General features: G+C 72.5%; 22 protein-coding genes. 14 read left to right on the forward strand and 8 right to left on the reverse strand.

What is annotated here, in order from left to right:
* The first annotated feature begins 7 nt into the window (after window positions 1-7).
* The 3 genes from OG782_RS31945 (at window position 8) to OG782_RS31955 (ending at window position 2,875) form a co-directional block, all read left to right on the forward strand.
* A complete protein-coding gene (locus tag OG782_RS31945) occupies window positions 8-1,840 on the forward strand; it encodes a CocE/NonD family hydrolase (protein WP_406459384.1) in 1,833 nt (610 codons plus the stop codon).
* A 120-nt stretch (window positions 1,841-1,960) separates the two neighbouring features.
* Window positions 1,961-2,200: a DUF1049 domain-containing protein gene (locus tag OG782_RS31950; RefSeq protein WP_406456935.1), complete on the forward strand. Its 240-nt coding sequence runs from the start codon at window positions 1,961-1,963 to the stop codon at window positions 2,198-2,200.
* Between the two features lie 120 nt (window positions 2,201-2,320).
* Entirely contained in the window at window positions 2,321-2,875 is a 555-nt protein-coding gene (locus tag OG782_RS31955; protein WP_406456937.1) for a GNAT family N-acetyltransferase, read from the forward strand.
* 78 nt (window positions 2,876-2,953) lie between these two features.
* Here the strand turns inward: OG782_RS31955 and OG782_RS31960 are convergent, their stop codons facing one another.
* Window positions 2,954-3,901 carry a MerR family transcriptional regulator gene (locus tag OG782_RS31960; protein ID WP_406456939.1) on the reverse strand — a complete coding sequence of 316 codons (948 nt, stop codon included), beginning with the start codon at window positions 3,899-3,901 and terminating at the stop codon, window positions 2,954-2,956.
* Window positions 3,902-3,995: 94 nt separating this feature from the next.
* On the opposite strand from OG782_RS31960, the gene OG782_RS31965 reads away from it, so the two are divergent.
* The 8 genes from OG782_RS31965 to OG782_RS32000 all read left to right on the forward strand — a co-directional run bounded on the left by OG782_RS31965 (window position 3,996) and on the right by OG782_RS32000 (window position 14,054).
* On the forward strand, window positions 3,996-5,516 hold the full coding sequence (locus OG782_RS31965; protein ID WP_406456941.1) for an alpha/beta fold hydrolase: 1,521 nt from the start codon (window positions 3,996-3,998) through the stop codon (window positions 5,514-5,516).
* 132 nt (window positions 5,517-5,648) lie between these two features.
* Entirely contained in the window at window positions 5,649-6,251 is a 603-nt protein-coding gene (locus tag OG782_RS31970; protein WP_406456943.1) for an LURP-one-related/scramblase family protein, read from the forward strand.
* A gap of 621 nt (window positions 6,252-6,872) precedes the next feature.
* Window positions 6,873-8,021, forward strand: coding sequence for an aminotransferase class V-fold PLP-dependent enzyme (locus OG782_RS31975; RefSeq protein WP_406456945.1), 1,149 nt, complete (start codon window positions 6,873-6,875; stop codon window positions 8,019-8,021).
* Complete coding sequence (locus OG782_RS31980; protein ID WP_406456947.1) at window positions 8,006-9,334, forward strand: ABC transporter substrate-binding protein; 1,329 nt, start codon at window positions 8,006-8,008, stop codon at window positions 9,332-9,334. The genes OG782_RS31975 and OG782_RS31980 overlap by 16 nt, the downstream gene beginning before the upstream one ends.
* 5 nt (window positions 9,335-9,339) lie before the next feature.
* Window positions 9,340-10,296, forward strand: a complete 957-nt coding sequence (locus tag OG782_RS31985) for a carbohydrate ABC transporter permease (RefSeq protein ID WP_406456949.1) — start codon at window positions 9,340-9,342, stop codon at window positions 10,294-10,296.
* Window positions 10,293-11,108 (forward strand): carbohydrate ABC transporter permease, encoded by an 816-nt coding sequence (locus OG782_RS31990; protein ID WP_406456951.1) that lies wholly within the window; start codon window positions 10,293-10,295, stop codon window positions 11,106-11,108. Before OG782_RS31985 ends, OG782_RS31990 begins: the two co-directional genes overlap by 4 nt.
* Before the next feature lie 5 nt (window positions 11,109-11,113).
* Complete coding sequence (locus OG782_RS31995) at window positions 11,114-12,967, forward strand: glycoside hydrolase family 36 protein (RefSeq protein ID WP_406456953.1); 1,854 nt, start codon at window positions 11,114-11,116, stop codon at window positions 12,965-12,967.
* Window positions 12,968-13,025: 58 nt separating this feature from the next.
* Entirely contained in the window at window positions 13,026-14,054 is a 1,029-nt protein-coding gene (locus OG782_RS32000) for a LacI family DNA-binding transcriptional regulator (protein ID WP_406456955.1), read from the forward strand.
* 9 nt (window positions 14,055-14,063) lie between these two features.
* On the opposite strand, the gene OG782_RS32005 is transcribed toward OG782_RS32000, so the two are convergent.
* Complete coding sequence (locus OG782_RS32005; RefSeq protein ID WP_406456957.1) at window positions 14,064-14,417, reverse strand: DUF6204 family protein; 354 nt, start codon at window positions 14,415-14,417, stop codon at window positions 14,064-14,066.
* Window positions 14,418-14,637: 220 nt separating this feature from the next.
* Between OG782_RS32005 and OG782_RS32010 the strand changes: the two genes are divergently transcribed.
* A complete protein-coding gene (locus tag OG782_RS32010) occupies window positions 14,638-16,608 on the forward strand; it encodes a DUF5107 domain-containing protein (RefSeq protein WP_406456959.1) in 1,971 nt (656 codons plus the stop codon).
* 88 nt (window positions 16,609-16,696) lie between these two features.
* Here OG782_RS32010 and OG782_RS32015 read toward each other — a convergent pair whose 3' ends face one another.
* From OG782_RS32015 to OG782_RS32025, 3 genes are all read right to left on the reverse strand, one after another.
* Window positions 16,697-17,050 carry a VOC family protein gene (locus OG782_RS32015; RefSeq protein WP_406456961.1) on the reverse strand — a complete coding sequence of 118 codons (354 nt, stop codon included), beginning with the start codon at window positions 17,048-17,050 and terminating at the stop codon, window positions 16,697-16,699.
* 109 nt (window positions 17,051-17,159) lie between these two features.
* Window positions 17,160-17,969, reverse strand: coding sequence for a methyltransferase domain-containing protein (locus tag OG782_RS32020; protein ID WP_406456963.1), 810 nt, complete (start codon window positions 17,967-17,969; stop codon window positions 17,160-17,162).
* 187 nt (window positions 17,970-18,156) lie between these two features.
* The gene (locus tag OG782_RS32025) at window positions 18,157-19,662 is read right to left on the reverse strand and encodes a bifunctional phosphatase PAP2/diacylglycerol kinase family protein (protein WP_406456965.1); all 1,506 of its coding nucleotides are present in this window, start codon (window positions 19,660-19,662) and stop codon (window positions 18,157-18,159) included.
* 278 nt (window positions 19,663-19,940) lie between these two features.
* Here OG782_RS32025 and OG782_RS32030 point away from each other — a divergent pair, with 278 nt between their 5' ends.
* Window positions 19,941-20,714 carry an IclR family transcriptional regulator gene (locus OG782_RS32030; protein WP_406456967.1) on the forward strand — a complete coding sequence of 258 codons (774 nt, stop codon included), beginning with the start codon at window positions 19,941-19,943 and terminating at the stop codon, window positions 20,712-20,714.
* Entirely contained in the window at window positions 20,711-21,562 is an 852-nt protein-coding gene (locus OG782_RS32035) for an SMP-30/gluconolactonase/LRE family protein (RefSeq protein WP_406456969.1), read from the forward strand. Before OG782_RS32030 ends, OG782_RS32035 begins: the two co-directional genes overlap by 4 nt.
* A 51-nt stretch (window positions 21,563-21,613) precedes the next feature.
* Here OG782_RS32035 and OG782_RS32040 read toward each other — a convergent pair whose 3' ends face one another.
* The 3 genes from OG782_RS32040 to OG782_RS32050 all read right to left on the reverse strand — a co-directional run bounded on the left by OG782_RS32040 (window position 21,614) and on the right by OG782_RS32050 (window position 24,912).
* On the reverse strand, window positions 21,614-22,597 hold the full coding sequence (locus OG782_RS32040) for a hypothetical protein (protein ID WP_406456971.1): 984 nt from the start codon (window positions 22,595-22,597) through the stop codon (window positions 21,614-21,616).
* Window positions 22,598-22,732: 135 nt separating this feature from the next.
* Complete coding sequence (locus OG782_RS32045) at window positions 22,733-23,761, reverse strand: zinc-binding dehydrogenase (RefSeq protein ID WP_406456973.1); 1,029 nt, start codon at window positions 23,759-23,761, stop codon at window positions 22,733-22,735.
* On the reverse strand, window positions 23,758-24,912 hold the full coding sequence (locus OG782_RS32050; RefSeq protein WP_406456975.1) for a mandelate racemase/muconate lactonizing enzyme family protein: 1,155 nt from the start codon (window positions 24,910-24,912) through the stop codon (window positions 23,758-23,760). Before OG782_RS32050 ends, OG782_RS32045 begins: the two co-directional genes overlap by 4 nt.
* Window positions 24,913-24,983: the final 71 nt, after the last annotated feature.

Below are 24,983 nucleotides of genomic sequence, written 5' to 3' on the forward strand. Positions count from 1 at the left end.
CCTCGGCGTGGAGGTCCTCGTGTCGCGTGCTGTTTCCGGTTCCCGTTCCCGGTCGAAGTCGCTGTCCCGCAAACCGCTCGCCCTCGCCGCCGGGGCCGCGCTCGCCGTGCCCCTCGCGCTCGCCGGCACCGCACACGCGGGGACGGCGGCCGCAGGCTCCGCCTACACCGTCACCCCGCTGAAGTTCACCGTGTCCGCGGGCGGCCGCACCTGCACCGTGGATGCCGACCTCTACCGCCCCGACGGGGCCGACGCACAGCATCCGGTGCCGGCCGTGCTCGCCACCAACGGCTTCGGCGGCAGCAAGTCGGACGGCTCGACCGACGGCATCGGGAAGGCCTTCGCCGCACGCGGCTACGCCGGACTCGTCTACTCCGGCCTCGGCTTCGGCAAGTCGGGCTGCCTCATCACCCTCGACGCCCCGGATGCCGACGGTGCGGCGGCCGCCGCACTCATCGACTTCCTCGGCGGCAGGCGCGCGGCGGACGACGGCACCGAGGCCGGCTTCGTCACCCAGGACGGTCCGGGCGACCCCCGGGTCGGCATGATCGGCGGATCGTACGGCGGAGCCATCCAGCTGGCTGCCGCGGCCGTCGACCGCCGCGTCGACGCCCTGGTCCCGCTCATCACCTGGAACGACCTCGCGTACTCCCTCGCCCCCAACAACACCGGTGCGGCCAAGGGCGTTTCGTCCGACACCCCCGGGGTCTTCAAATGGCAGTGGACCAACGGCTTCTACCTGATCGGGGAGGGGCAGACGATTCTCAACGCCAGTCTCGACCCGTCCCGCTTCGGCAGCCTCGACTGCCTCCACTTCGCGGCCCGGGCCTGCGACACCATCCGGCTGCTCAACTCCGGCCGCTACCCGGCCGACCGGTCGGCCGCCATGCTCGACTACGCGCGCAGCGTCTCACCGGTCTCCTACCTGAACCGCGTCAAGGCGCCCACACTCCTGATCCAGGGTCAGAAGGACAGCCTGTTCAACCTCAACGAGGCCACCGCCACGTACAAGGCGCTCAAGGCGCAGGGCACCACGGCCAAGATGATCTGGCAGGCCTGGGGACACAGCGGCGGCCAGACGGCCGGCGAACTCGACCTCGGCCAGGGCAATCTGGAGACCAGTTACGTCGGCGGACGCATCCTCGCCTGGTTCGACCGCTACCTCCGGCACGAGGCGCAGACCGGCACCGGACCCGAGTTCGCCTACTACCGCGACTGGCAGAGCGGTTACGGCACCGCGGCCGCCGTCCCGGGCGCGACCCGGAAGATGTACCTCTCCGGCGACGGCAAGCTCGTCGACAACCGCACGAAGGTCGCGCGCGGAAGCCGCCAGTACAGCAACTGGCTGATTCCCACCAGCCATTCGGAGAGCTCTCTCGCCGGCGTCATCGGTCTGCCGGACCCGGCCCCGTACGACACCAAGGGCACCTACCTCGGCTGGACCAGCGCCCCGCTGAGCTCCGCCGTCGATGTGGTCGGCGCCCCGAAGGCGACGCTGAAGGTCGTCTCGCCGAAGACGGAGCGCGTGCAGAACAGCGGTGACGCCGCCGACAAACTCGTCCTGTTCGCCAAGGTGTACGACGTGGCGCCCGACGGCTCCAAGACCCTGGTCAACCGGCTCGTCTCACCGGTGCGGGTGCCGGACGTGACCCGTTCCTTCACCGTGCGGCTGCCCGGCATCGTCCACCGGTACGAGGCCGGGCACCGGCTGGAATTCGTGATCGCGGCCAGCGACTCCGCGTACTTCGGCAACCGCGGCATCAAGCCGGTCACGGTCGTCAGCGCGCCGGGGGACACCGGGGTGCTGGAGCTGCCGGTGGTCGGCGGCACCGTGAACTGAAGCGCCGAGCCTGCGGCCGTCACCCGAATGGCCGTACAGCGCCGCCCCCCGGCATCCGGACGGAGTCATGCTGGGTTTCCGGGGGCGGTGGCACACCACAGGCAGGGAAGGGGCCGCATCATGAGCCCGAAGGATGTGTCGAGCGGCAGTAAGGGCAAGTCGGCTGCGTTCACACCGGCGCGCATCGTGGTCCTCGTCATCGCGGTCCTGTCGATCGTGTTCATCGCGGAGAACACCAAGGACGTCGAGGTCCGCCTCATCATCCCGCTGGTGACCATGCCGCTCTACGTGTGGCTGATCGTGATGTTCGCCGCCGGGATGGCGTGCGGTGCGTACTTCTTCCGCAGGCGGCCCAGGTAGACGCCTGGGGTCTCTCGTTCGGATCAGGCCGGACCCCGCGAGCCCGGCATGATCCAAACGGAAGACCCCTGGCGCCGCCCGGCCCCCGTGGACCGGGCGGCGACGATCTACGCTGGTCCGATGTCCGACACCACCTACCTGGCCGAGGGCCCGCGCGCGGCGATCCGCCCTTTTACGTACGCGGACGGCGAGGAGTTCACCACCAGGGCCCGGGAGAGCCGGGAACTGCACCGGCCCTGGCTGTTCCCGCCCGCCGACCTCGACGCCTACGCCGCATACGCGGGTGTGCTCATCAAGGATCCCGCCAGGGCGGGCTTCCTCGTGTGCGAGCGGCACGGCGACGGTCGGCAGGCCGACGGAGCGATCGCCGGCTTCATCAACATCAACAACATCGTGCTCGGCGGATTCTGCAGCGGCGCGCTCGGATACGGGGCCTTCGCCCACGCGGCGGGGCGCGGACTGATGAGCGAGGGGCTCGGCCTCGTCCTGGCGCACGCCTTCGGACCGCTCGGCCTGCACCGGCTCGAGGCCAACATCCAGCCGGCCAACGAGGGCTCGGTCGGCCTGGTACGCCGGGCTGGATTCCGGCTGGAGGGCTTCTCGCCGGACTTCCTCCTCGTCGACGGGGCCTGGCGGGATCACGAGCGGTGGGCGATCACGGCGGACATGTACTGACTCCCGGCACGCGTCGAGGTCGGAGGGCCTGCGTCAGGCCGCGGCGCCCGTCTGCGCGTCCAGGTCCGAGGACGTGCCTCAGGCCGCCTCAGCGGCCGTCTGCGCGTCCAGGGCCGCGAACAGCCAGTCGTGGGCGGACCCGGGGGTCGGCTCCGGCGCGGCGCCGGGCGGGGTGATCACCTCGGCCACCAGCTCCCAGTACCGGTCGATCCGCGGGTCGGTGGCGAGATGACCGGCGAGCACGCGGCGGAAGGCCGGGGTGTCCCGGCTGCCGTACACGCTCGCGTACGCGTCCACGAAACTGTCCAGCTCCTCGCCCGCGTACGGGTCCCGGCCCCGGCGCAACTGGGTGCCTGCCAGGTCGTACGCCCGGGCGAGGCCCGCGTACAGCACATCGGGGCCGTGCGCCCCCGAGGCCTTGTGCGCCTCGGGCCGGCCCTGCTCGGCGTCCGTGCACGGGCGGGTCACCATGGCGTACAGCCGGGCGAAGGCGAGGACCTGTTCCGGCTCCGGGTCGGCGGGCGGCTGAGGCACCGCCGCCTCCAGGAACGCGGCCGTCGCCCGGGCCGGCATCCGCGGCGGCAGCCAGGCACGCCAGAACCGGGCCAGCGGGGCGGTGCTCGGCGGGGCGGTCACCGCCCCGATCAGGCGCAGCCGGTCGGCCCGTTCCCCGGGCGGGCACTCCAGCACCAGTCGCAGCCCCGCCTCCCGCCAGCGCAGGGCCGTGAGCTGCGAGCCGAGTTCGCTCAAGTGCCCCGCGACGGCGTCCTCCAGCACACTGTCCGCCGCGTCCTCCTCGTCGAGGACGCGGCGCACCTCGCGCACCGGCAGGCCCAGGGCGCGCAGGGAGCGGAGCAGGCGCAGCCGGCCGAGCGCGTCGGGGCCGTACCGGCGGTGCCCGCCCGCGCTGCGTGCGGCCTCCGGCAGCAAGCCGTTGTCGGAGTAGAAGCGGACGGCCTTCACCGTGACGCCGGCGCTCTCGGCGAGCTCGCCGATGCTGCACAGACCGTCGTGCGACATGAACACTTGAACCTCCCCCAGAGGGAGCTTCTACCGTACCGGCGAGGGCGGCCGGAGACCGTGGCCGGTCCGCCGGCAACGGATCGCGGAGGAGACGACCATGACCGAATTCATCCTGGTGCCAGGCATGTTCACCGGCGCACACGTCTGGGAGGACACCGCCGCGCACCTGGCGTCGGCGGGCGCCGGCGTGCACACGGCGGCCCTCACCGGTCTCGACGGGGCCCCCGGCGCGGCGACGGACACCATCGACCTTGAGACGCACATCGCGGATGTGCTCGCACTGATCGACTCGGCCGGAACCGGCCGGGATCGCGAGATCGTCCTGGTCGGCCACGGCTACGGCACCTACCCCGTGCTGGGCGCGGCCGGCCGGCGCGCGGAGCGCATCGCCCGGATCATCAGCCTGGACACAGCGCCCGGCCAGGACGGAATGCCGGCCCTGGCCACCGTTACGGACCCGGCGCTGCGCGAGGAACTGGCCACACGCGCCGCAGCGGAAGGCAACGGCCCAGACCTCGCCGCCCCGGCCCGCGACGCGTGGCAGCGCTGGGGCAGCACCGCGGGCATCCCCGAAGCCGCGCTCGACCGGCTCACCGCCCTTGCCTCTCCGCAGCCGCTGCGCACCCTGCTCCAGCCCTTGCGGCTGACCGGCGAGGCGGGCTCGCTGCCCGTCACCGGGGTGCTGTGCAACGCGAACGGCTCCAGCATCGAGCTGGTCCAGCAGCAGGTGGACTTCGGCAACCCCGCCCTCCTGCCCCTGGCCGATCCCCGTATCTCGTTCTTCGAACTCCCCACCGGGCACTGGCCGATGCTGTCCCTCCCGGACGGGCTGGCCGAGGTCCTGCTGCGGGCCGCGGCAGGCGAAGGACACCGTCTGTCCGCACCCGGCTCCGCGGAGCCGCCCACGCATCTGCGGCCGTTTCCGCTGGACGTGCCGGAGCTCCGGGGCGAGCGGACCGGCAACGTCGATCTGTACCTTCCGGACGCCGAGGGTCCCCGGCCGGCGGTCCTGTTCGTGCACGGCGGCCCGGTGCCCGCCGGAGTCCTGCCGACCCCGCGGGACTGGCCGGTCCTCCAGGGGTACGCGCGGTACGCGGCCGCGGAAGGGGCGGTCGGTGTGACCTTCGATCACCGGCTGCACGACACGGCCGGCTACCCGCGTGCGGCGGCGGACGTGGCGGCCGCGGTGGAGCAGGTCAGGGCCGACCCCCGGGTGGACGCGGACCGGATCGCGCTGTGGTTCTTCTCGGGTGGCGGCCTGATGGCGGCGGACTGGCTCGGCCGGCCGCCGGCCTGGCTGCGCTGCCTCGCGGGCTCCTATCCGGTCATGGCGCCGATTCCCGCCTGGGGGCCGGTCGACAGCCGGTTCCGCCCGGTGGACGCGGTGGCCGGCGCGGGCACCCTGCCCGTGGTGCTCACGCGGGTGGGACGCGAGACGCCCGGGATCGCCGCCACCGTCGAGGAGTTCCTGGACGCGTCCACGAAGCACGGGGTGGACGTCGAGGTGGTCGACGTACCGAACGGTCACCACTCCTTCGAGACCGTCGACCCGACGGAGGAGTCCCGCGAGGCCGTGCGCCGCGCGATGCGCTCGGTGCTGGGGCACCTGTCGGTCTGAGCCGGGATCCGAGGGGCCGGGGTGGCGCCTCTGGGGCGGTTCCCCGGGGCGCCACGGGTCGCTGAGTACCGCCAAAAGGTGCGTGCCCGCCGTGAGCGGGATAGGAAAGGTGGACTGCCGTCGCGGAGTCCGATGCCCTCGAGCACGGAGTCCGATCCCCTCGACGGACGGCGGGAAGGACGCGCGATGTTCCAGGAGCGCAAGGACCGACGTCACGCCAATCGCGCGTTCGACCACGGCGAGGGCGTGACGCGCTTTCGGATGCGGCAGAAGGCGCTCTCCATCGGCGACGACTACTGGATCGACGACGAGTCCGGCGACCACCGGTACAAGGTCAACGGCAAGGTGCTCCGGGCACGCCGGACCTACCACATCGAGGACCGCGACGGCCGCTGTGTCGCGACGGTGCAGAGCAGGCCGCTGCGGATCAAGGACTCGATGGCGATCGAGGACGCCGACGGACAGCGCGTGGCCATCGTCAAGAAGGCCGTCATCGGACCGCTGCGCGACCGGTGGCGGATCAAGCAGGAGAACGGCGACGACCTGACGGTGCAAGGCAACATCGTCGACCACGAGTACACGATCGAGCGGGACGGGTACAAAGTGGCCGAGGTGTCGAAGAAGTGGTTCCGTCTCCGGGACACCTACGGACTCGACGTCGGGCCGGGCGCCGACCCCGCCACCGTTCTTGCCGCGGCCGTTGCCATCGACGCGATGGCCCACCCCGGGGACTGAGGGCGGCGGGGCGGGGCGGGGCAGGGCAGGTACCGCCCGGGGGTGTGAGCCGGCCAGGCACATGAGCAGGGCCGGGGGTGTGAGCAGGCCAGGCACATGAGCCGGCCGGGGGAGTGAGCGGACCGGGGGAGTGAGCGGACCGGCGGATCTGGAGCCATCCCCTCACGCCCGGTGGCCTGACCGCGTGGCAGGCCACCTTTTGGCGTACGCGCGATCAGGCGGAGCCGCGCAGCGCCCTTGAAGGTGTGGGCGGCCGGACGCGAGCGGTGCGCACACGGCTGCGTCGCCAAAGGGGCGTCTCTCGTGCCCGGGCCGGCGAACCTCCTGCCGCTCTCCTGCCGCCCGCCCGCCCGCCGTCCCGCCTGACGCCCGAACGCGGCTTGCCGGCTCGTCGGAAGACAGTTGCGCCCAACCTCTTGCCGGGCCGAGTCGAGCTCCCTAATATGAACCTTCAAATTCCGGAAACGCACACGCAGCACGCTCTTGTTAGGCAATTTTTTGAACGATCAAATTAATCGAGAGATCACGGCCGCTACCTCTGAGGACCCTGAGGTCGCCATCTCTGCGAACCCGGAAGCCGTCACCTCCACGCACCCGGGTCCGGTTCCCGCCCGCGGCCCGATGCCGGGCTACCTCGACTACGCCAGGATCGGCCCGCTCTCCCGCCCGGCCGCCGCAGCGCTCGCCGAAGTGAGCGCGCTCGCGGGGCGCCTGGACCCCGCCGACCTGGCCCGGCTGTTCGCCCTCAGCGACGCCGCCCTGAACTCGGCGGCGGCGCTGCTCGACGCCCGTCCGCACGAAATCACCCTCGCCCCGTCCACCAGCAACGGCCTGTTCACCGTGGCCGCCGCGCTCCCCGGCTCCGGGACCGTCCTGGTGCCCCGCGGCGAGTTCCCCGCCAACCTCTACCCCTGGCTCCGCTTCGCCGGGCGCGGCGGCCCCGCCGTCCGGCTCGTCGATCCGGCAGGGGAGCGGCACATCACGCCCGATCTGCTGCGCCGCCACCTCACTCCCGACGTCACCGCCCTCGCTGTCAGCGCCGTCGACTCGCTCACCGGACACCTGGCACCGCTCGCCGCCCTCAAGGAGGTTCTCGGGCCCGGGCGGCTCCTGATCGTCGACGCCATCCAGGGCCTGGGCTCGGTCCCGCTCGAAGCGGATGCCGCCGATGTCCTCGTCAGCGGCGGCCAGAAGTGGCTGCGGGCCGGCTGGGGAGCCGCGCTGCTGCTGATCCGCGACCGGTGCGCCGAGCGCCTGGTTCCCGGGCTCGGCGGCTGGGCCGGTGTCACGGACCCCTTCGCACCGCGCCATCCGGCGCCGTCGCTGGCCGGGGCGGCCGCCCACCTCGCCACCAACCCGGACTTCTCCGCCGCCGCGGCCCTCGGCGCGGCGATCGACGACCTGGCCGGCCAGGGCGGACCGGCCGTCGTCGGCGGTCGGATCCGCGCCGTCCTCGGCGAACTGCTCGACCGTGCACGCCGGGCCGGTGCCGAGGTCCTGCTGGACGGGCTCGGGGCCCAGGAGCGTGGCGGTATCGGCGCCTTCCGGCTGCCCGGTCATGATCCCGCCGCCGTCCACCGCGCCCTTGAGACAGGGGGAGTCATCACCACCCGCCGTGACGAGTGGATCCGTCTGTCTCCCCACGCTTCGACCCCCGACGACGCGGCGGACCTGCTCGCCGAAGCGCTGCGTCCCTTCGCCCACCCCACGTCCCACCCAGCAACCCACTCCACATCCCACTCCCAGGAGCCCGCATGTCCCACCAACTGAGCCGCCGCCGCCTGCTTCAGCTCGCCACCGCATCCGCCGTCGGGCTCGGCCTCACGGCCTGCGGCGACAACGGATCGGGCAGCGCCGGAGGTGACGGCGACAGCGGCACGATCACCGTCTGGAGCTGGACCACCGCGGCCAAGGGCCTGCGCAGCGTCGTTCCTTCCTTCGAGCGGGACAACCCCGGAATCAAGGTCGACGTCCAGGACGTCGGCAACCCGGCCATCTGGGACAAGATCACCGTCGGCCTCGCCTCGGGCGGAAAGGGCCTCGCGGACGTCCTGCACATCGGCGTCGACTACCTGCCCGGCTACCTGGACAAGTTCCCCGACGGTCTCGCCGACCTGTCCAGGCTCGGCGCCGACCAGCACAAGGACGCCTTCGCCAAGGGTCTGTGGCCGACCGTCATAGGCAAGGACAAGGCCGCCCACGCCCTCCCGTGGGAGGTCAATCCGCTCGGTCTCTTCTACCGCCACGACCACTTCGAGAAGGCCGGTGTCGACCCCGCCGGCATCAGCGACTGGAACGACATGACCGCCGCCGGGTCGAAGATCCTCGACGCCACCGGTGTCCGGCTGCTCGGGATCGACAAGACCGGCGCCACCCAGGACATGGACTTCTTCCAGAACCTGCTGCTGCTCCAGGACGCCTTCTACTTCGACCAGGACGGGAAGATCACGCTGGCGTCCCCGGCCGCCGTCGAGGCCCTCACCATCATCAAGCGGCTCGACGACGCCGGGCTGCTCGCCGACACCGCGGGCCAGGGCACCGAGAAGCGCCTGCTCAGCCAGGGGAAGCTCGCCACCTACGCGGAGGCCGCCTGGGCCGTGGAGTACCTGGCCTCGACGTACCCCGAGCAAAAGGGGATGTGGCGGACCATGCAGCCGCCCGCGGCCGTGGCCGGGGGCAAGCGCAACGCCATCGTCAACTCCACCTACCTGGCCGTCTCCGGCTCCAGCACGCGTCGCAAGGCCGCCTGGCGGTTCATCGAGTACGCGCTCACCAAGCCCGCACAGGTCAACCGGATGTTCAGCACCGGCGGCGTCTTCCCCGCCCTCACGGCGGCGTACGACGACCCGAAGTTCAGCGCGCCGGCCCCCTTCTACGGCGGCCAGAAGGTGCTGAAGCCCTTCGTCGAATCGCTCGCCGCCGACGCCCGGGCCACGAACTTCACCGGTGACTACGCCCGCGCCCTCAAGTTCGCCAGCGACGCCCAGACCAAGGTGCTGATCAAGGGCGCCGACCCGGCCGAAGCCCTCAAGGACGCCGCCGAACAGCTGGCCCAGCAGACCGGTCGGCAGCAGGCGGCCTGACCACCATGTCCCTCGCCTCGCCCGAACGGGCTCCCGACACCGCCGCCGCGGCCGTCCGCGGCCCCCTCAAGCGACCAGGACGCGCCCGCACGGGGCGCCGCCGGCTGCTGACCCCCGCCACCTTCCCGTACCTGCTGATCATGCCCGCCGTCCTGGGCTTCGCGATCTTCAAGGCGTACCCCATCGTCGCCTCGCTCTGGATCAGCCTCACCACCGGCAACGGCACCGGACGGCACTTCACCGGGCTCGACAACTACCGGCGCCTGCTGCACGACCCGCTGTTCTGGACCGCGTTGAAGAACACCGCGCTGATCCTGGTCGTCCAGGTGCCGCTGATGCTCGGCCTCGCCCTGCTCGTCGCCCTCGGCCTCAACTCCACGAAGGTCTGGCTGCGCCCGCTCTGGCGGCTCGGCGTCTTCGTGCCCTCGCTGACCGGTCTGGTCGCCGCGGGCGTGATGTTCTCCGTGATCCTCAACCGCGACGCCGGACTGCTGAACTGGGTCCTCTCCTGGTTCGGAGTCGACCGGGTGAACTGGCTCGGCAGCCCCTTCTGGGCCCGCGTCGGCGTCGTCCTCGTCATCACCTGGCACTACACCGGCTACAACGCGGTGATCTACCTCGCCGGCCTGCAAGGCATTCCCCAGGAGCTGTACGAGGCCGCGAAGGTCGACGGCGCGGGACCGATCCGCCGCTTCGTCTCCATCACCCTTCCCCAGCTGCGCCCGATCCTGCTCCTCACCGTGGTGCTCTCCACCATCGGCACCCTCCAGCTCTTCGACGAGCCGTACGTCCTCACCGGCGGCGGCCCCGACAACTCCACCCTGACGGTCACCATGTACCTCTACAACAACGGCTTCAAATACTTCGACTTCGGGTACGCCTCGGCCCTCGCCTACGCGCTCGCGCTGATCGTGGCGGTGCTCGGACTCCTGCAGTTCCGCCTGATGGGGGAGCGCAAGTGAAGCGCCGCAGCCTCGTCCTCACCCTGCTCCTCGCGGGCGCCTTCGGGCTCTGCGTCGGTCCCTTCTACTGGCTCGCCATGGCCGCCACGCAGGAGAACAGCGATGTGTTCTCCTGGCCGCCGAAGCTGCTGCCCGGCGGCCACCTCATGGAGAACCTCCAGGGCCTCCAGGATTCCATCGGGCTCACCCGCGTCCTGTTCAACACCGTGGTGGTGGCGGGCGTTCAGACGGCCGGCGCGGTCGTCGTCTCGGTCCTCGCGGGCTACGCCTTCGCCAAGTTCGAGTTCCGCGGGCGCAATCTGTTCTTCGTCCTGCTGCTCAGCACGCTCGTGCTGCCCGACACGGTGATGCTCATCCCGATCTTCGAGATGATGATGAAGCTGGGCCTGATCGACTCCTACCAGTCCGTCATCCTGCCCGGCCTGGTCACCCCGTTCGGCATCTTCCTCATGCGCCAGGCGCTGCGGTCCATGCCCGACGAACTCCTGGACGCGGCCCGGGTCGACGGCGCGGGCGAACTGCGGGTGCTGTGGCGGATCGTCATCCCGGTCAACCGTCCGGTCATCGCGGCGCTCGCACTGTTCGTCTTCCTCGGCGGCTGGAACCAGTTCGTCTGGCCGCTCATCGCGCTCCGCAGCCCCGACATGTACACACTGCCCGTGGCCACCGCCACCCTGCAGGGCCTCGCGACCACCAACTACGCGCAGATCCTGCTCGCCGCCGCCATCGCCGCCATCCCCGTCATGGCCCTCTTCCTCGTCCTGCAACGCCAGTTCATCTCCGGCCTGCTGGCCGGCGCCACCAAGGAGTGACCACCGTGACCACCGAAGCGCAAGAGGTTCCGCAGGCGCCCGTTGCCGTCTGGCGCCCCAACACGCCGGCCGACGCGATTCCCGACACCGTCGTCCACCAGCAGATCGCCACCGGGCTGCGCCACGGCGCCGACGCCCCGCTGACCGTCCATCTCACCGGCCTCGGCTGCGACCGCCTCCAGGCCGCCGTCACCCCGGACGGCGACGGCGTGGCCCTGATCGAGGTCACGGCGCCGATCGCGGCCACCGTCCGCGCCGAATGGCGGATCCCCTGCGTCGGGGCCACCGCCTACTGGACCCCGGACACCAACGCCTCCCGCTGGCTTCCGCCGTCCTGGGTCGCCCCCCGGACCGTCTCGCTCGCCCTGGGCGCACCCGTCGCCAGCCTGGTCGGCGCCGGTGACCGCGCCCTGTGCACCGCCGCCGTCGGCGAGACCTCCGCCCCCGTGCGCTTCGGCGCCGGTGTGGTGGAGGAGAGCGGCGAGTTCGCCTTCACCGTGGAGCAGGACCTCACCCCGGACGGGCCGCCGCTGCGGCTGCGGATCGACATCGGCGGCCGCCACTTCGCCGCCACCCTGAAGGCCGTCACCGACTGGTGGGCCGAGGGCCTGGACCACCCCGGCATCGCGCCCGCCGCCCGGATGCCCGCCTACTCGACCTGGTACAGCCTCCACCAGAACGTCGACGCCGCCGTCGTCGAGCGCCAGGCCGCCCTCGCCGCGGCCATCGGCTGCGAGAGCATCATCGTCGACGACGGCTGGCAGACCACCGACCGCGCCCGTGGCTACGGCCACTGCGGCGACTGGGAGCCCAACGCGGCGGCCTTCCCCGACCCGGCGGCCCATGTCGCCGAGGTCCACCGGCTCGGCGTCGCCTACCTCCTCTGGTACGCGGTGCCGTTCATCGGCCGGCACAACGACGCCTGGGACCGCTTCAAGGGCATGATCCTGCGTGAGGAGCCCCACCTGGACGCGGCCGTGCTCGACCCCCGCCACCCCGACGTACGCGCGTACCTGACCGAGAAGATCTCCCGCGCCGTCGAGGAGTGGGGCATGGACGGGGTGAAGCTCGACTTCATCGACCGCTTCGCCGTCGCCGACCCGCCGCCGGCCCCGGCCGGCGCGGACCACACCACCGTCCACGAGGGCGTGCACCACCTGCTCGCCGACCTCGACGCGCGGCTGCGCCGAACCCGCCCCGACGTCATCGTCGAGCACCGCCAGCCCTACGTCAGCCCGGGGCTGTGGCCGTACGCCACCATGGTCCGCGCCACGGACTGCCCGCTCAGCCCCGCCGAGAACCGACAGCGCACCGTCGACTGCCGGCTCACCGCGGGCCCGCTCGCCGTCCACGCCGACATGATCACCTGGCACTCCGCCGAGGGGCCCGAGTCCGTCGCGGTCCATCTCATCAACGCCCTGTTCTCCGTGCCGCAGGTCTCCGTCGACCTGGGCGCCCAGAGCCCCGACCAGCTCGCCACCCTGCGCTTCTGGCTCGGCGTCTTCCGCGACCACGCCGATGTCCTGCAACTCGGCGTCCTGCGACCCGCGCGACCGGAGCTCGGCTACCCCTTGGTCCGCGCCCACGACCAGCACACCACCGTGGTCGCACGCTACGCGCCGCTGCCTGTCGCCCTCCCGGACCGGAACGCCGCGGACGGCCCGCGGACGCTGCTCGTCGCCAACGCGGACGGCGACCCCGTGGTGCTCCTGACCGCCACCCGGCCGGAACAGGCCCTGGCCCGCGTCCAGGACTGCCGGGGTGAGATCCTGTCCGAGACCGTGCTCGACCTCGTCGCCGGCGTGAACGCGGTGACCGTGCCGACAGGTGGCCTGCTCACCCTGACCCTCGAGCACTGACGTCCGGGGGCCGGGGGCGGCCGCCTGCCGCTCCCAGCCCGCCGACCACAGAGGAACGATGACCGCTCGACAGGTGACCATCGAGGACGTCGCGCAGGCGGCAGGAGTCTCCCGCCAGACCGTCTCGAACGCCCTCAACGCGCCCCACCGGCTGCGCGCCACCACCCTGGCCCGGGTCACCGCCGCCATCGACGAACTCGGATACCAGCCCGACCAGTCCGCCCGCAGCCTGCGCACCGGCACCCGCAAGGTCATCGGCTATCCCGCCCCCGCCGACAATCCCGCCGACCCCAACCCCCTCATGGGCGGCTTCCTCCAGGCCCTGGTGACCGCGGCCGACGCCGTGGGCCACCGAATCCTGGTGTTCCGCTCCGATCCCCAGCAGGGCGCCGAGGCGGTCGCCAGGGCCTTCAGCGGCCTGATCGCGGCACGCCAGGTCGATGGATTCATCCTCTCCGACGTCGTCCACGACGACCCCCGCGTCGATGTGCTCGCCGAGGCCGGCTTCCCGTTCGCCGCCTTCGGCCGCACCGCCCCCGGCCGCCCGCAGAACTGGGTGGACATCGACTCCACCGCCGCCACCGCCGCCCTGGCCGGCCTCCTGCTCGAGCAGGGCCACCGCCGCATCTGCTACCTCAACTCCGCAGCGTCCATGCCCTGGCTCGTGGACCGAAGGGCCGGCTTCCTGCAAGCCGCGGCCGCCGCCCCCGACGGTGCCTTCGAGGTCAGCGTCCCCGACGACGACCCGGCCGCACTGTCCCACGCCGTGCAGCGCCTGCTCACCGGACCCGACCGCCCGACCGCGCTGGTCTGCGCGAACGACTGGCTCGCCCTGACCGCCTACGAGGCCGTCCGCGCCGCAGGCCTCGCCGTCGGCGACGACGTCGCCGTCACCGGCTTCAACGACATCCCGCTCTGCACACTGCTCCAGCCCGCCCTCACCAGCGCGCGCCTGCCTCTGGCCGCCATCGCCCACGTCCTCGTCGGCCGGCTGATCAGCGCAGTCGAGGACCCCGCCGCCGTCCCGGCGAGCGGACTGCTTCTTCCCGCGGAACCGGTCGTGCGCGGCAGCACGCCGGGACGGTAGCGGGGTCCGTCAGCCCGCCCCGGGCCCCCGCCGTCCCTTGTAATTGATCTTCATCGTGTCCATGTCCGTCGCGGTGGACCGCAGCGCGCCGTGTCCGTAACCCGACTTCCGCAGTTCCGTCTCCGCCCGGTCCTCGGCGATCGCGGACGCCATCTCGGGGCCGTCCTCGGCGTCCGACACGACCACGTACCTGAAACTGAAGTGCTTGAGCACACGGTCGTAGGTCAGCGAGCCCTCCTCGCTGAACTGCATCGCGGCCAGACCGTGCTGCTCCACCCCGGCCAGCAGCCGTTCGCGCGCCTCGTCCGTCAGCCCCTCCCACGTGCCGCGCACGATCACTCGGTACGTGTGCTGCGTGCTCATCGTGTTCCGCCGTTCTCTGTCGCGTCCTGCACACCGCGTGCGCAGGGAGCCTACGGCGCCCGGAGCGGGGCGCAAACGGAATATCGGGTACGTCAGGGCGATTGCGGCTTTTGCCGAAGTCTGACGGCTGGGCCCCTGGTCCGGGCGGCGTCCAGCGTGTTCCATGGTCATCGGGGGGCGCCCGGACCTGCGGCGGCCCGCGTGAGGGAGCGAGGTTGCCTTGGCCACCACCGTACGACGTGCCGTACTGACCCTGCCCGCTGCGGCGACGGGGCCGGAGAATCCGCTGCCCGCGCTGCGGCCCCTGGACGAGATGCATGTCGTCGACGACCGGGACCGGGCCGGCCTGCCCCGCGACATGGCCCGTCAGATCGGCCACGAGCCGCTCGCCACCGTCCTGCCCGTGCGCATCCTCGACGGTTACGGACGCGAGCGCACCCCCACGGACCTCGACGCCGTCATCATCGAGAACGACCGGCTGCGGGCCACGGTGCTGCCCGGACTCGGCGGCCGCATCCACTCCCTCTTCCACAAGCCGACCGGTCGCGATCTCGTCTACACCAACCCCGTGCTGCAACCCGCCGACTTCGCGCTCAACGGGGCCTGGTTCTCCGGCGGGATCGAATGGAACATCGGCGCGACCGGCCACACCACCCTGTCCTGCGCCCCCGTGCACGCCGCCCTCGTCCCGGCGCCCGACGGCGGCGAGATGGTCCGGCTCTGGGAGTGGGAGCGGCTGCGCGACCTGCCCTTCCAGGTGGATCTCTGGCTGCCCGAGGACTCCGACTTCCTCCACGTCGGCGTACGGATCCGCAATCCGCACGAACACCCCGCACCCGTCTACTGGTGGTCCAACATCGCCGTGCCGGAGGGCGAGCGCACCCGGGTGCTGGCCCCCGCCGAGGAGGCCTGGCACTTCGGCTACGAGCGGACGCTGACCCGGGTCCCGGTCCCCGAGACGGGCGGGGCCGACCGTACGTACCCGCTGCGCAGCGACTTCCCCGCCGACTACTTCTACGACGTGCCCGACGGCGCCCGCCGCTGGATCGCCTCCCTCGACGGGGACGGCCGCGGACTCGTCCAGACCTCCACCGACCAGCTGCGCGGCCGCAAGCTCTTCCTCTGGGGCAGCGGGCCCGGTGGCCGGCGCTGGCAGGAGTGGCTCACCGAGCCCGGCACGGTGGGATATGCCGAGATCCAGGCCGGTCTCGCCCGCACCCAGCTGGAACACGTACCGCTGGAGCCCGGCGGCGAGTTCAGCTGGCTGGAGTCGTACGGACCCCTGGCCGCGGACCCGGCCGCCGTGCACGGCGACGACTGGGCGGCGGCCCGCGCCGAGACCGAGCAGCGGCTCGCCGAGGCGCTGCCGCGCGCCGATGTGGACGCCGCGTACGAGGCATGGCGCGGCTGCGCCGACACCGAGCCGGGCGAGGTGCTGGCCACCGGCTCGGGCTGGGGCGCCCTGGAGGTACGGCGCGCGGGGTACAAGTTGCCCGGCACCCCGTTCGCCGCGTCCACTCTGGGCGAACAGCAGGCCCCCTGGCTGGAGTTGCTGGAGCAGGGCGCCTTCCCGGAACCGGGCGGGGTGGCCCCGCCCGGTCCTTCGCTGGTCTCCCCGCACTGGCGCGACATGCTGGAGACGGCGTCCGCCGAACCGCTCACCGAGTACCACCTGGGCATCGCACAGTGGCACGCGGACGACCGCGCCCAGGCCGTCCGCAGCTGGGAGCGCGGACTGGCCCTTGCCCCGTCACGCTGGCCACTGCTGCGCTGCCTGGCCGTCGCAGCCCAGGAGAGCGGGCAGCCCGGCCGGGCGGCCGACCACTACACGGAGGCGTTCGGCGACCTGTGCGCGGAGCGCCGCGACGAGGGCGAGAGCTGGGCGGCAGCCACCGCGGCACTCGGCCGGGAGGCGATCGAGGCCCTGCTGACGGCGGGCCGGGCCGCTGCGGCGCGCACGGTCTGGACCGGTCTGCTCCCGGAGATCCGCCACCGCGGCCGCTTCCGCCTCCTGGAGGCCCGCCTGCTGATCGCGGAGGGCGACCGCGCCGCGGCCCGCGCCCTGTTCGACGAGGGCTTCGAGGTCTCCGACCTGCGTGAGGGGGCGGAGGTCCTGGACGAGGTGTGGGCCGAGCTCACGGACGAACCGCTGCCCGATGCGTACAACTACCGGATGCGTCCGAGGAATTGACGGTGCGGGAAGTTGTGGCGCCGCCGGTTCCGGTGGGCGGCCCTACGACTTCCCGCAGCGCCGCCCGGACGGACGGGGCGGCCCGGGCTCAGGCTGCGGGGTTGCGGTCGACGTACTCGAAGACCGATCCGTCCGGGTGTACGGCGATCAGGTTGCGGCCGACCGGAGTCGGCACCGGGCCCACGAGGACGCGCGCGCCGGCCCGGGTCAGGGAGGCGTGCGCCTCTTCGACGTCCTTGACCGCGACCGTCGCCGTCACCCTGCGCAGGATCTCCAGTTCGGACTCGGGTCCGCTCATCAGCAGGAAGCAGCTGATCGCGGCGACCGAGACCCCGCCGCGCTCGAAGCGCTGTGCCGGGCTGCCCGTGAGGTCCTCGTAGAAGGCCGCCGCGGCCTCCAGGTCGTCGACGCAGATGCGCAGCGTGGTTCCCAGGATTTCCATGCGGAACAGCGTAGTTGGCCGGTCATCGGCGTGTGATCGATTCGGGTGAGGGCGAGCGGGGTCGTAACGCCCCGGGCCTCCGGGTTTCGCCGGGCCCGGGGCGGCGCGCTCAGGCGCGGCAGAGCACCTCGCCGTGCGGGACCATGAACCAGCCGTCACCCTGCTCGCCCCAGGTGCGCCAGGCCTCCGAGATCGCCGTCAGCTCTTCGGGCGTCGCGTGGCCGCCCTCGACCGCCAGCTTCGCGTAGACCGAGCCGGTCGTCCGGTCCGCCCACAGGCCGCTCCACCAGTCCCGGCTCTCGGGGGTGGCGAAACACCAGGAGGCGGCCGTCGGTGTGATGTCGGTGAAGCCCGCCTGCCGGGCCCAGGAGAGCAGCCGGCGGCCCGCGTCCGGCTCACCGCCGTTGGCGCGTGCCACCCGGCCGTACAACTGCTGCCAGTCGTTCATGACCGGCGACTCGGGGAACCAGGTCATCGCCGCGTAGTCGCTGTCGCGGGCGGCGACGATGCCGCCGGGGCGGCAGACCCGTCGCATCTCGCGCAGCGCCTGTACCGGGTCGCCGACGTGCTGGAGTACCTGGTGCGCGTGGACCACGTCGAAGGAGTCGTCGGGGAAGTCCAGGGCGTGCACGTCGGCGATGGCGAACCCGACGTTTCCCAGGCCGTGTTCGGCGGCCGCTCCGGCTGCCTGGTCCAGGATCTCCTGCGTGGTGTCGACGGCGGTCACCCGGCCGGGTGCGACCAGTCGGGCCAGGTCCGCGGTGATGGTGCCGGGACCGCAGCCGACGTCCAGCACGCTCATGCCGGAACGGAGTTCGCCGATGAGGTAGGCCGCGGAATTTGCGGCGGTGCGCCAGCGGTGCGAGCGCAGTACCGACTCGTGATGGCCGTGGGTGTAGACGGCGGTCTCCTTGGACATGACCGTGCTTCCTCTCTCGAAACGCGAACCGCGAAGCGCTGATCGGTACGGCCACCGTATGCCCTCATGCCGAATGATGAGATGGGTATCTTGCGATGTGGACATCCGTGAGAGGGGGCGGGCGCATGCGAAGGGGCGGCCGGCTTGGCGTCGGCCGCCCCTTCGCATGCGCCCGCCCGGGGCGGTCTCACACCGGCATCGGGCAGTAGACCGTCAGCGCCTCCGGCAGCTTGTCGATCATCAACTCGCTTTCGCTGTGTGCCACTTCACCGTCGTACGCGTACGGAGTCCCGGGCTTCAGCCCGGCGACGCGCACCCGCTGCCTGCGGACGGCGGCGTGCATGGGGGAGCGGGTCAGAGGGCCCGCCACGGCGGTCGCCAGCAGCCTCAGTCCGGGCGTCCGGCCGCCGTGCACGACCCGTACGTCCAGCAGGCCGTCCGCGAGATTGTGCCGCCGGCCCGGCGCGGGACCGACCCGCTGGAACAGGCCGTTGCCGACGAACAGCAGCCACAGCGGCCGCCGCCGGCCCTGCAGTTCGGCCTCCAGCGGACGCTGGCCGCGCAGCACCTGGAAGGCCGCGAGGACGCCGGCCGGCCAGCCGCCGATGCGCGGGGACCATCGCTCGCGTGTCCGTACCAGTTCCGGGTAGGCGCCCAGGCTGAAGGCGTTGAGGAAGTAGCCGGGGGCGCCGCCGGGCCCGTCCGGTCCGGGCCGGAAGCGGCCCAGGTCCACCCGGACCGCGTTTCCCCCGGTGAGCGCGGCGCAGGCGTCGGCCACGGTCTCGATCCCCAGGTCGTACGCGAAGTGGTTCAGCGTCCCGCCGGGGAACACGGCGAGCGGCAGGCCGTGCACGGCGGCCACCGCCGCCGCGCGGTTGACGGTGCCGTCGCCGCCGCAGACGCCCAGCGCCCGGCCGCGGCCCGCCGCCTTCTCCAGCTCGGCGGACAGCTCCTCGGGCGGACACTCGACCACTTCGGCGTCGGGGAGTGCCTCGCGCACCAGGGCGGCGGTGGCGGTCGCGGTTCCCGACTCCCGGTTGACGACGACGACCAGCTCCCGGCCGCCCGGCAGGGCCGGGGCGTGGGCGGGCGGTCTGCCCGGTGCGGGCAGCTGCCCCCTGGTCGGTACGACCCCGCGCAGGGCGAACGCCGCCCCTATGCCCAGTGCCGCCCCGGCCAGCACATCGCTCGGGTAGTGCACCCCGGTGTAGATGCGGGACGCGGCCACGGACAGGGCGACGGGCGCGACGACCGCTCCCCAGCCCTTCGACTCGAGCGCCACCCCGGTGGCGAAGGCGGCAGCCGACGCGGCGTGCCCGGATGGGAACGACGTCGTCACCGGCTGGCGCTTCAGCCGCCGGATCACCGGTACGGCCTCCAGGAGCGGCCGCTCCCGGCGGACCGCGCCCTTGCCGACCGTGTTGATCGCGGCCGAGGCCACCGCCAGGGAGGCGATCCCGCGCAGCGCCGCCCGCCGGGCCCTGGCGCTGCCGCCGAAGGCGGCCATACCCGCCGCGGCGCCGAGCCAGAGCAGCCCGTGGTTGGCGCTGCGGCTGAGCCGCGGCAGTACGGGACCGGCCGCCGGCCAGTGCCGCTGGGCCAGGTGGTGGAACACGGCCAGATCGCCGCGGTGCAGCAGGCTCGGCAGTCCGGTGGACCGCGGCAGAGGTGAAGAGGTGCTCGGTGACGACATGGAACAGCGAATACCCTGCCCGGCCGCCCCGAACCGGCAGGCGCGCCCCGACGGCGCGGCCGGGACCGCCGACCGGAGCCATCGGGCTGCCCCACTCACTGGATATTCAGTCGCATACTCGCCGAAACACGATCATTCGGTACGGGTGTCGAGTGCCCGACGTCACTTCGTCATTGCACCGGCATGTGCCCCACGCTTAGCCTGCGTTCGTGATGCCGGTCACTGACCGGAATGTCGAACACGCCGGAATGTCGAACACGAGAGGGTGGTGCACGACCATGGGGCGACTCGTCCCCGCGGTGACCCGGGCGCTGGACGTACTCGAACTCTTCCTCCAGGGCGACGGGACGCTCTCCGCGCCCGAGGTCACCCGCAGGCTTCAGCTCCCGCGCACCACCGTGCACGAGCTGCTCACCACGCTCGCCGCCCGCTCGTACCTGGTCACGCTCCCGGACCAGCCCGGCCGGTACCGCCTCGGTGTCCGCACCTACCAGCTGGGCAGCCGGTACGCCGAGCAGCTCGACCTCGCCGCCGAGGGCCGGCAGGTGGCCCGGCAGGTGGCCGAGACCTGCGGGGAGACCGTTCACGTGGCGATCCTGGAGGAGGCCGACGTCATCTACATCGCCAAGGTGGACTCCACCCACGCGGTCCGGATGGTGTCGGCGGCCGGCCGGAAGCTGCCCGCCCACTGCACCTCCGTCGGCAAGATGCTGCTCGCCTCGCTGCCCGCCCGGGAGCTCGATGCCCGCCTCGAAGGGCTCGAACTGACCGGCATGACCCCTCACAGCATCACCGGCGAAGGGGAGCTGCGCGCCGTGCTCGCCTCGGCGCGGGAGCGGGGCGTCGCGGTGGAGCACCGGGAGTCCAACCCCGATGTGAGCTGTGTCGCCGCGCCTGTGCGCGACCGCTCCGGACATGTCGTCGCCGCGCTCTCCATCTCCGTGCCCATGATCCGCTGGAGCGAGGAGCGCGAGGAGGAGCTGGCCTCCCTCGCGGTCGAGGGCGCCGACGCGCTCTCCGGCCGGCTCGGACACCACGGGGGTCGGAAGTGAGCCGCCGGCACGTCGACATCGCCGTACGCGAGCACGCCGAGCTCGGCGAGGGGCCGACCTGGGACCCCGCCACCGGGCGGCTGATCTGGGTCGACATCCTCTCCGCACGCATCCACACCTACGACCCGGCGACCGGCCGGCGGACCGTCATGGCCACCGAACAGCACGTCGGAGCGGCCAAGCCGCGGGCGGGCGGCGGGCTGGTCGTCAATCTGCGCGACGGCATCGGCCTGTACGACGCCGACGGAGCCTTCCGCTGGCTGGTCCACGACCCCGAGCCGGGCCGGCGCGGCAACGACGCGGCGGTGGCACCGGACGGCGCGCTGTGGGCCGGGACCATGCGCTACGACGATTCGGAGACCGGCGGCAGCCTCACCCGGATCGCGCCCGACGGCACGGCCTCCCGGGTGCTGCCGCTGGTCGCGTGCAGCAACGGCACCGGGTGGAGCCCGGACGGCAGGCTCATGTACTACATCGACACACCGACCCGCCGGATCGATGTCTTCGACGTCGACGGCGAACAGGTCGTGGGACGGCGCCCGTTCGCCTTCGTTCCGGAGGGTGCCGGCTACCCCGACGGGCTGACCGTCGACGCGGAGGGGGCCGTCTGGGTCGCCCTCTGGGACGGGGCCGCCCTGCACCGCTACACCCCCGACGGGACGCTGGAGCGCACGGTCGAACTGCCCGTACGGCGTCCGACGGCGTGCGCCTTCGGCGGCCCGGACCTGCGCGACCTGTACATCTCCACGGCCCGCACCGGCCTCGGGGCCCCGCACCCGCTCTCCGGGTCGCTGCTGGTCCTGCCGGACGCAGGCCGGGGAATGCCCGGCACGCCCTTCGCGGGCTGAAGGGCCCGGGGTGCCGGGCGGGTCCGCGTGAACGGACCCGCCCGGCGGCGGTCACTGGGCCGGGAAGCGGCGCAGCGTGCCCGGCAGCCGGGAGCCAAGGGGTGACATGTTCCCGGCTGCGCCGTGCCGGGCCAGCAGGTCCAGGACGAGCCGGCCGCGCCGCACCCGCTCGCGCGCCGTCTCCAGGGCGACGTCGCGCAGATGGGCGCCGTACGGGTAGATGCCCGGGGCCCTGGACAGGCCGAACTTGAGATAGAGCGGGGCGCCGCGCCGGATCAGCTCGGCTGCCTCGTACATCCGCACATATCCGCCGAGGTCGTCCGGAGCCTCGATGTAGAGGTCCATCGGAGCGGCCGACACCCTTCGGATCTCGGTGAGGTGAGTGAGCGTCAGATCGGACGGAACGTTCACCGAGTCCGCGCCGAGCTGTTCGAAGACGGAGTAGGAAGCGGGGTTCACCGGGCCGATCAGCGCCGACACCTTGAACGTCGTGCCGGCGGGCAGCACGCCCCGGGCGCGCAGCCGGTGCAGCGTCCAGAGCACCCCCTCGTCCGCCACGAGCAGGCATCCGACACCCAGTTCCGATGCGCGCAGGGCGTCCTCGACGCAGCCGGCCAGGGCGTCATGGCCCCGGGCGCGCAGTCCGGCCCCGCCGGAGCCGCTGCGGAACGAGGCCCCGGTGTCCCAGCTGCCGCGCGGACCGGTGAACAGGCAGAGCTCGACGCCGCGTTCGGCGCAGCCCTCGGCCATGTCGGTGATCTCGGAGTCGCTGAGCATCCAGATGCCGCTGCCCTGGCTGATCCGGTGGACGGGTACGTCCAGCCGGGCACTCTCCTCCAGTACGACACGGAGCGCCTCCGGCCCCTCGACGGACGGGATCTCGGTCCGCCAGGTGCCGCCGTCGGGGAAGGTGTGCGGGGAGGCGTCGGCCGGATCGGCCGCGGGTGCGCCGAGCCCGAGCACGCCGAGCGCGGGCTCACCGGGGCGCCGGACGGTGGAGGGGGAGCCGGACGGGGCCGGGGAGGTGGCGGTCATGAGCGGCCTTTCTTGTTCGGTGGGTCGGACGGGGTTCGGGCAAATGGGGGCGCGGGCGCCGGGTCGGCTGCCCGCCCGCGGGCTGCCCTCAGGGACGGATGGGCGCCGGGCCTTCGGCCCGCCCACGGGCTGCCCTCAGGGACGCATCAGCACCTTGCCCGTCCCCGCGCCGCCGCCCCCGACCAGGGCCACCGCGTCCGCGAACCTCTCCAGCGGGAACTCGTGCGTGATCAGCGCCGCCGGATCGAGCAGCCCGGCGCCGAACGCCCGTACCGCGTACGACCAGGACGCCGAGGACGCCCCGAACACGCTGCGCACGGTGAGCTGGCTCAGTGACAGATGCACGGGATCGATGCCGGTGGCCCCGGGGGCGAACATCCCCGTGAGCACCACCCGGCCGCCGCGCCGCGCCAGCAGGCAGGCATCGGCGGCGGTGCTCGGCGCCCCCGCGGTCTCCACGACCAGGTCGTACCGGCCGCGCACCTCCGCGGCCTCCTGAGGTGTCAGCGCCTCGCCGGCCCCGAACGAAAGGGCCTGGAACGCCCGTTGGTCCCGCGGGTCGATCACCGTCAGCTCCCCGGGCGACACCGCGGCCAGCAGCTGGACCGCGAGGAGTCCGAGCGTTCCCGCGCCCACGACCGCGATCCGCTCGCCCGGTTCCGGCATCCCGGCGCGCACCGCCCCCGCGACCACGGAGGCGGGCTCCAGCAGCGCGGCGGCGCGCAGGTCCGCGTCGTCGGCCAGCGGGTGCAACAGCCGTGCGGGCACCACGACATGGTCGGCGAAGGCGCCCGGCCGGGTGAACCCCGTCTCGTCGTACCCCGTGGTGCAGAGCGAGGTCTCACCACTGCGGCAGCGCTCGCAGCTGCCGCAGGAGCGGAACCCCTCGGCGACCGTGCGCCGGCCGGTCAGGGCCGGATCGACGCCCGTGCCGACGGCCTCGACCGTGCCGGACCACTCGTGACCGGGCACCACCGGGTAGCGCACATAGGCCGGATCGCGATGGCCGTCGTACACCTCCCGGTCGCTCATGCAGATCCCGGCGGCCGCCACCCGTACCCGGACCTCGCCCGGGCCCGGCTCCGGAACCGGTCCGTCCGTCAGCCGGTGCCCGCCCGGCCGGTCGATCGTGATCGCCCGCGAGCGGGCGGGTGCGGCGCTCACTCGGGCTGCCTCTTCTCCCAGCCCTCGGCCCACAGATCGAACCGGGCCTGCTGCTGCGGGAATTCGGCCGCGGCGTCCACATCGAGCTCCACGCCCAGACCGGGGGCGTCCGAGAGCTCGAAGCAGCCGGTCGCGGGGTCGACCTCGGGGGCGCCCCGTACGACCTTCTTGATTCCGGCGTCCGCGAAGTCGTTGAAGTGCTCCAGGATCTTGAAGTTGGGTGTGCAGCCTGCCACCTGGAGGCTTGCCGCGGTCAGCACCGAGCCGCCCACGTTGTGCGGAGCGATCAGCGTGTAGTGGGTCTCGGCGGTCGCGGCCAGCTTGCGCGTCTCCAGGATGCCGCCGATGTGTCCGACGTCCGGCTGGATGATGTCGGCGGCCTGCGACTCGAACAGCTCGCGGAACTCGATCCGGTCGTGGATGCGCTCACCGGTGGCGATCGGCACATCGACCCTGCCCGCCACCTTGGCGAGCGCCTTGAGGTTCTCCGGCGGCACCGGCTCCTCCAGCCAGGCGGGCCGGAAGGGCGCCATCTCGTGCGCGATCCGCACCGCGGCCGAGGGACTGAACCTGCCGTGCATCTCCAGCATCAACTCGGTGTCAGGGCCGATCGCGTCCCGGACCGCCTCGATCAGCGACACCGCGTACCGGGTCTCCTCCTGGCCCAGCTCGAAGTGGCCCGTCCCGAACGGGTCGATCTTCAGTGCCCGGTAGCCGCGCGCGACGACCGCGGAGGCGGCCTTGTGGTACGCCTCCGGGGTGCGCTCGGTGGTGTACCAGCCATTGGCGTACGCCTTGACGCGGTCGGTGACCTTCCCGCCGAGCAGCTGCCAGACCGGCACGCCCAGCGCCTTGCCCTTGATGTCCCAGCAGGCCGTCTCGACGACCGCGATGCCGGACATCACGATCTCACCGGCCCGCCCGTAGTCGCCGTACTTCATCCGGCGTACCAGGTCCTCGACGGCGAACGGGTCCGAACCGGCGATGTGGTTGGCCTCCGCCTCGCGCAGATAGCCGATCAGGGCGTCGGTGCGGCCGAGCATCCGGGTCTCGCCCACACCGGTGAGCCCCTCGTCGGTGTGGACCTGCACATAGGTGAGGTTGCGCCAGGGTGTTCCGACCACATGGGTGCTGATTCCGGTGATGCGCACGGGAGTTGCCCCTCGGTTTGTTCGATATTTCGTCACTCGTTCGAAATCTTGGCGTGACCGTAGTGACGCGG

Origin of the sequence: Streptomyces sp. NBC_00876 (assembly GCF_045207435.1) — a bacterium.
In the GTDB taxonomy this organism is placed as follows: Bacteria; Actinomycetota; Actinomycetes; order Streptomycetales; family Streptomycetaceae; genus Streptomyces.

Excerpts from the sequence above, each read along its gene's own strand:
- OG782_RS31950 (WP_406456935.1), top strand. The coding sequence starts at position 1,961 with ATGAGCCCGAAGGATGTGTCGAGCGGCAGTAAGGGCAAGTCGGCTGCG.
- OG782_RS31955 (WP_406456937.1), top strand. The coding sequence starts at position 2,321 with ATGTCCGACACCACCTACCTGGCCGAGGGCCCGCGCGCGGCGATCCGC.
- OG782_RS31965 (WP_406456941.1), top strand. The coding sequence starts at position 3,996 with ATGACCGAATTCATCCTGGTGCCAGGCATGTTCACCGGCGCACACGTC.
- OG782_RS31970 (WP_406456943.1), top strand. The coding sequence starts at position 5,649 with ATGCCCTCGAGCACGGAGTCCGATCCCCTCGACGGACGGCGGGAAGGA.
- OG782_RS31975 (WP_406456945.1), top strand. The coding sequence starts at position 6,873 with ATGCCGGGCTACCTCGACTACGCCAGGATCGGCCCGCTCTCCCGCCCG.
- OG782_RS31980 (WP_406456947.1), top strand. The coding sequence starts at position 8,006 with ATGTCCCACCAACTGAGCCGCCGCCGCCTGCTTCAGCTCGCCACCGCA.
- OG782_RS31985 (WP_406456949.1), top strand. The coding sequence starts at position 9,340 with ATGTCCCTCGCCTCGCCCGAACGGGCTCCCGACACCGCCGCCGCGGCC.
- OG782_RS32000 (WP_406456955.1), top strand. The coding sequence starts at position 13,026 with ATGACCGCTCGACAGGTGACCATCGAGGACGTCGCGCAGGCGGCAGGA.
- OG782_RS32005 (WP_406456957.1), bottom strand. The coding sequence starts at position 14,417 with ATGAGCACGCAGCACACGTACCGAGTGATCGTGCGCGGCACGTGGGAG.
- OG782_RS32015 (WP_406456961.1), bottom strand. The coding sequence starts at position 17,050 with ATGGAAATCCTGGGAACCACGCTGCGCATCTGCGTCGACGACCTGGAG.
- OG782_RS32020 (WP_406456963.1), bottom strand. The coding sequence starts at position 17,969 with ATGTCCAAGGAGACCGCCGTCTACACCCACGGCCATCACGAGTCGGTA.
- OG782_RS32025 (WP_406456965.1), bottom strand. The coding sequence starts at position 19,662 with ATGTCGTCACCGAGCACCTCTTCACCTCTGCCGCGGTCCACCGGACTG.
- OG782_RS32030 (WP_406456967.1), top strand. The coding sequence starts at position 19,941 with ATGGGGCGACTCGTCCCCGCGGTGACCCGGGCGCTGGACGTACTCGAA.
- OG782_RS32040 (WP_406456971.1), bottom strand. The coding sequence starts at position 22,597 with ATGACCGCCACCTCCCCGGCCCCGTCCGGCTCCCCCTCCACCGTCCGG.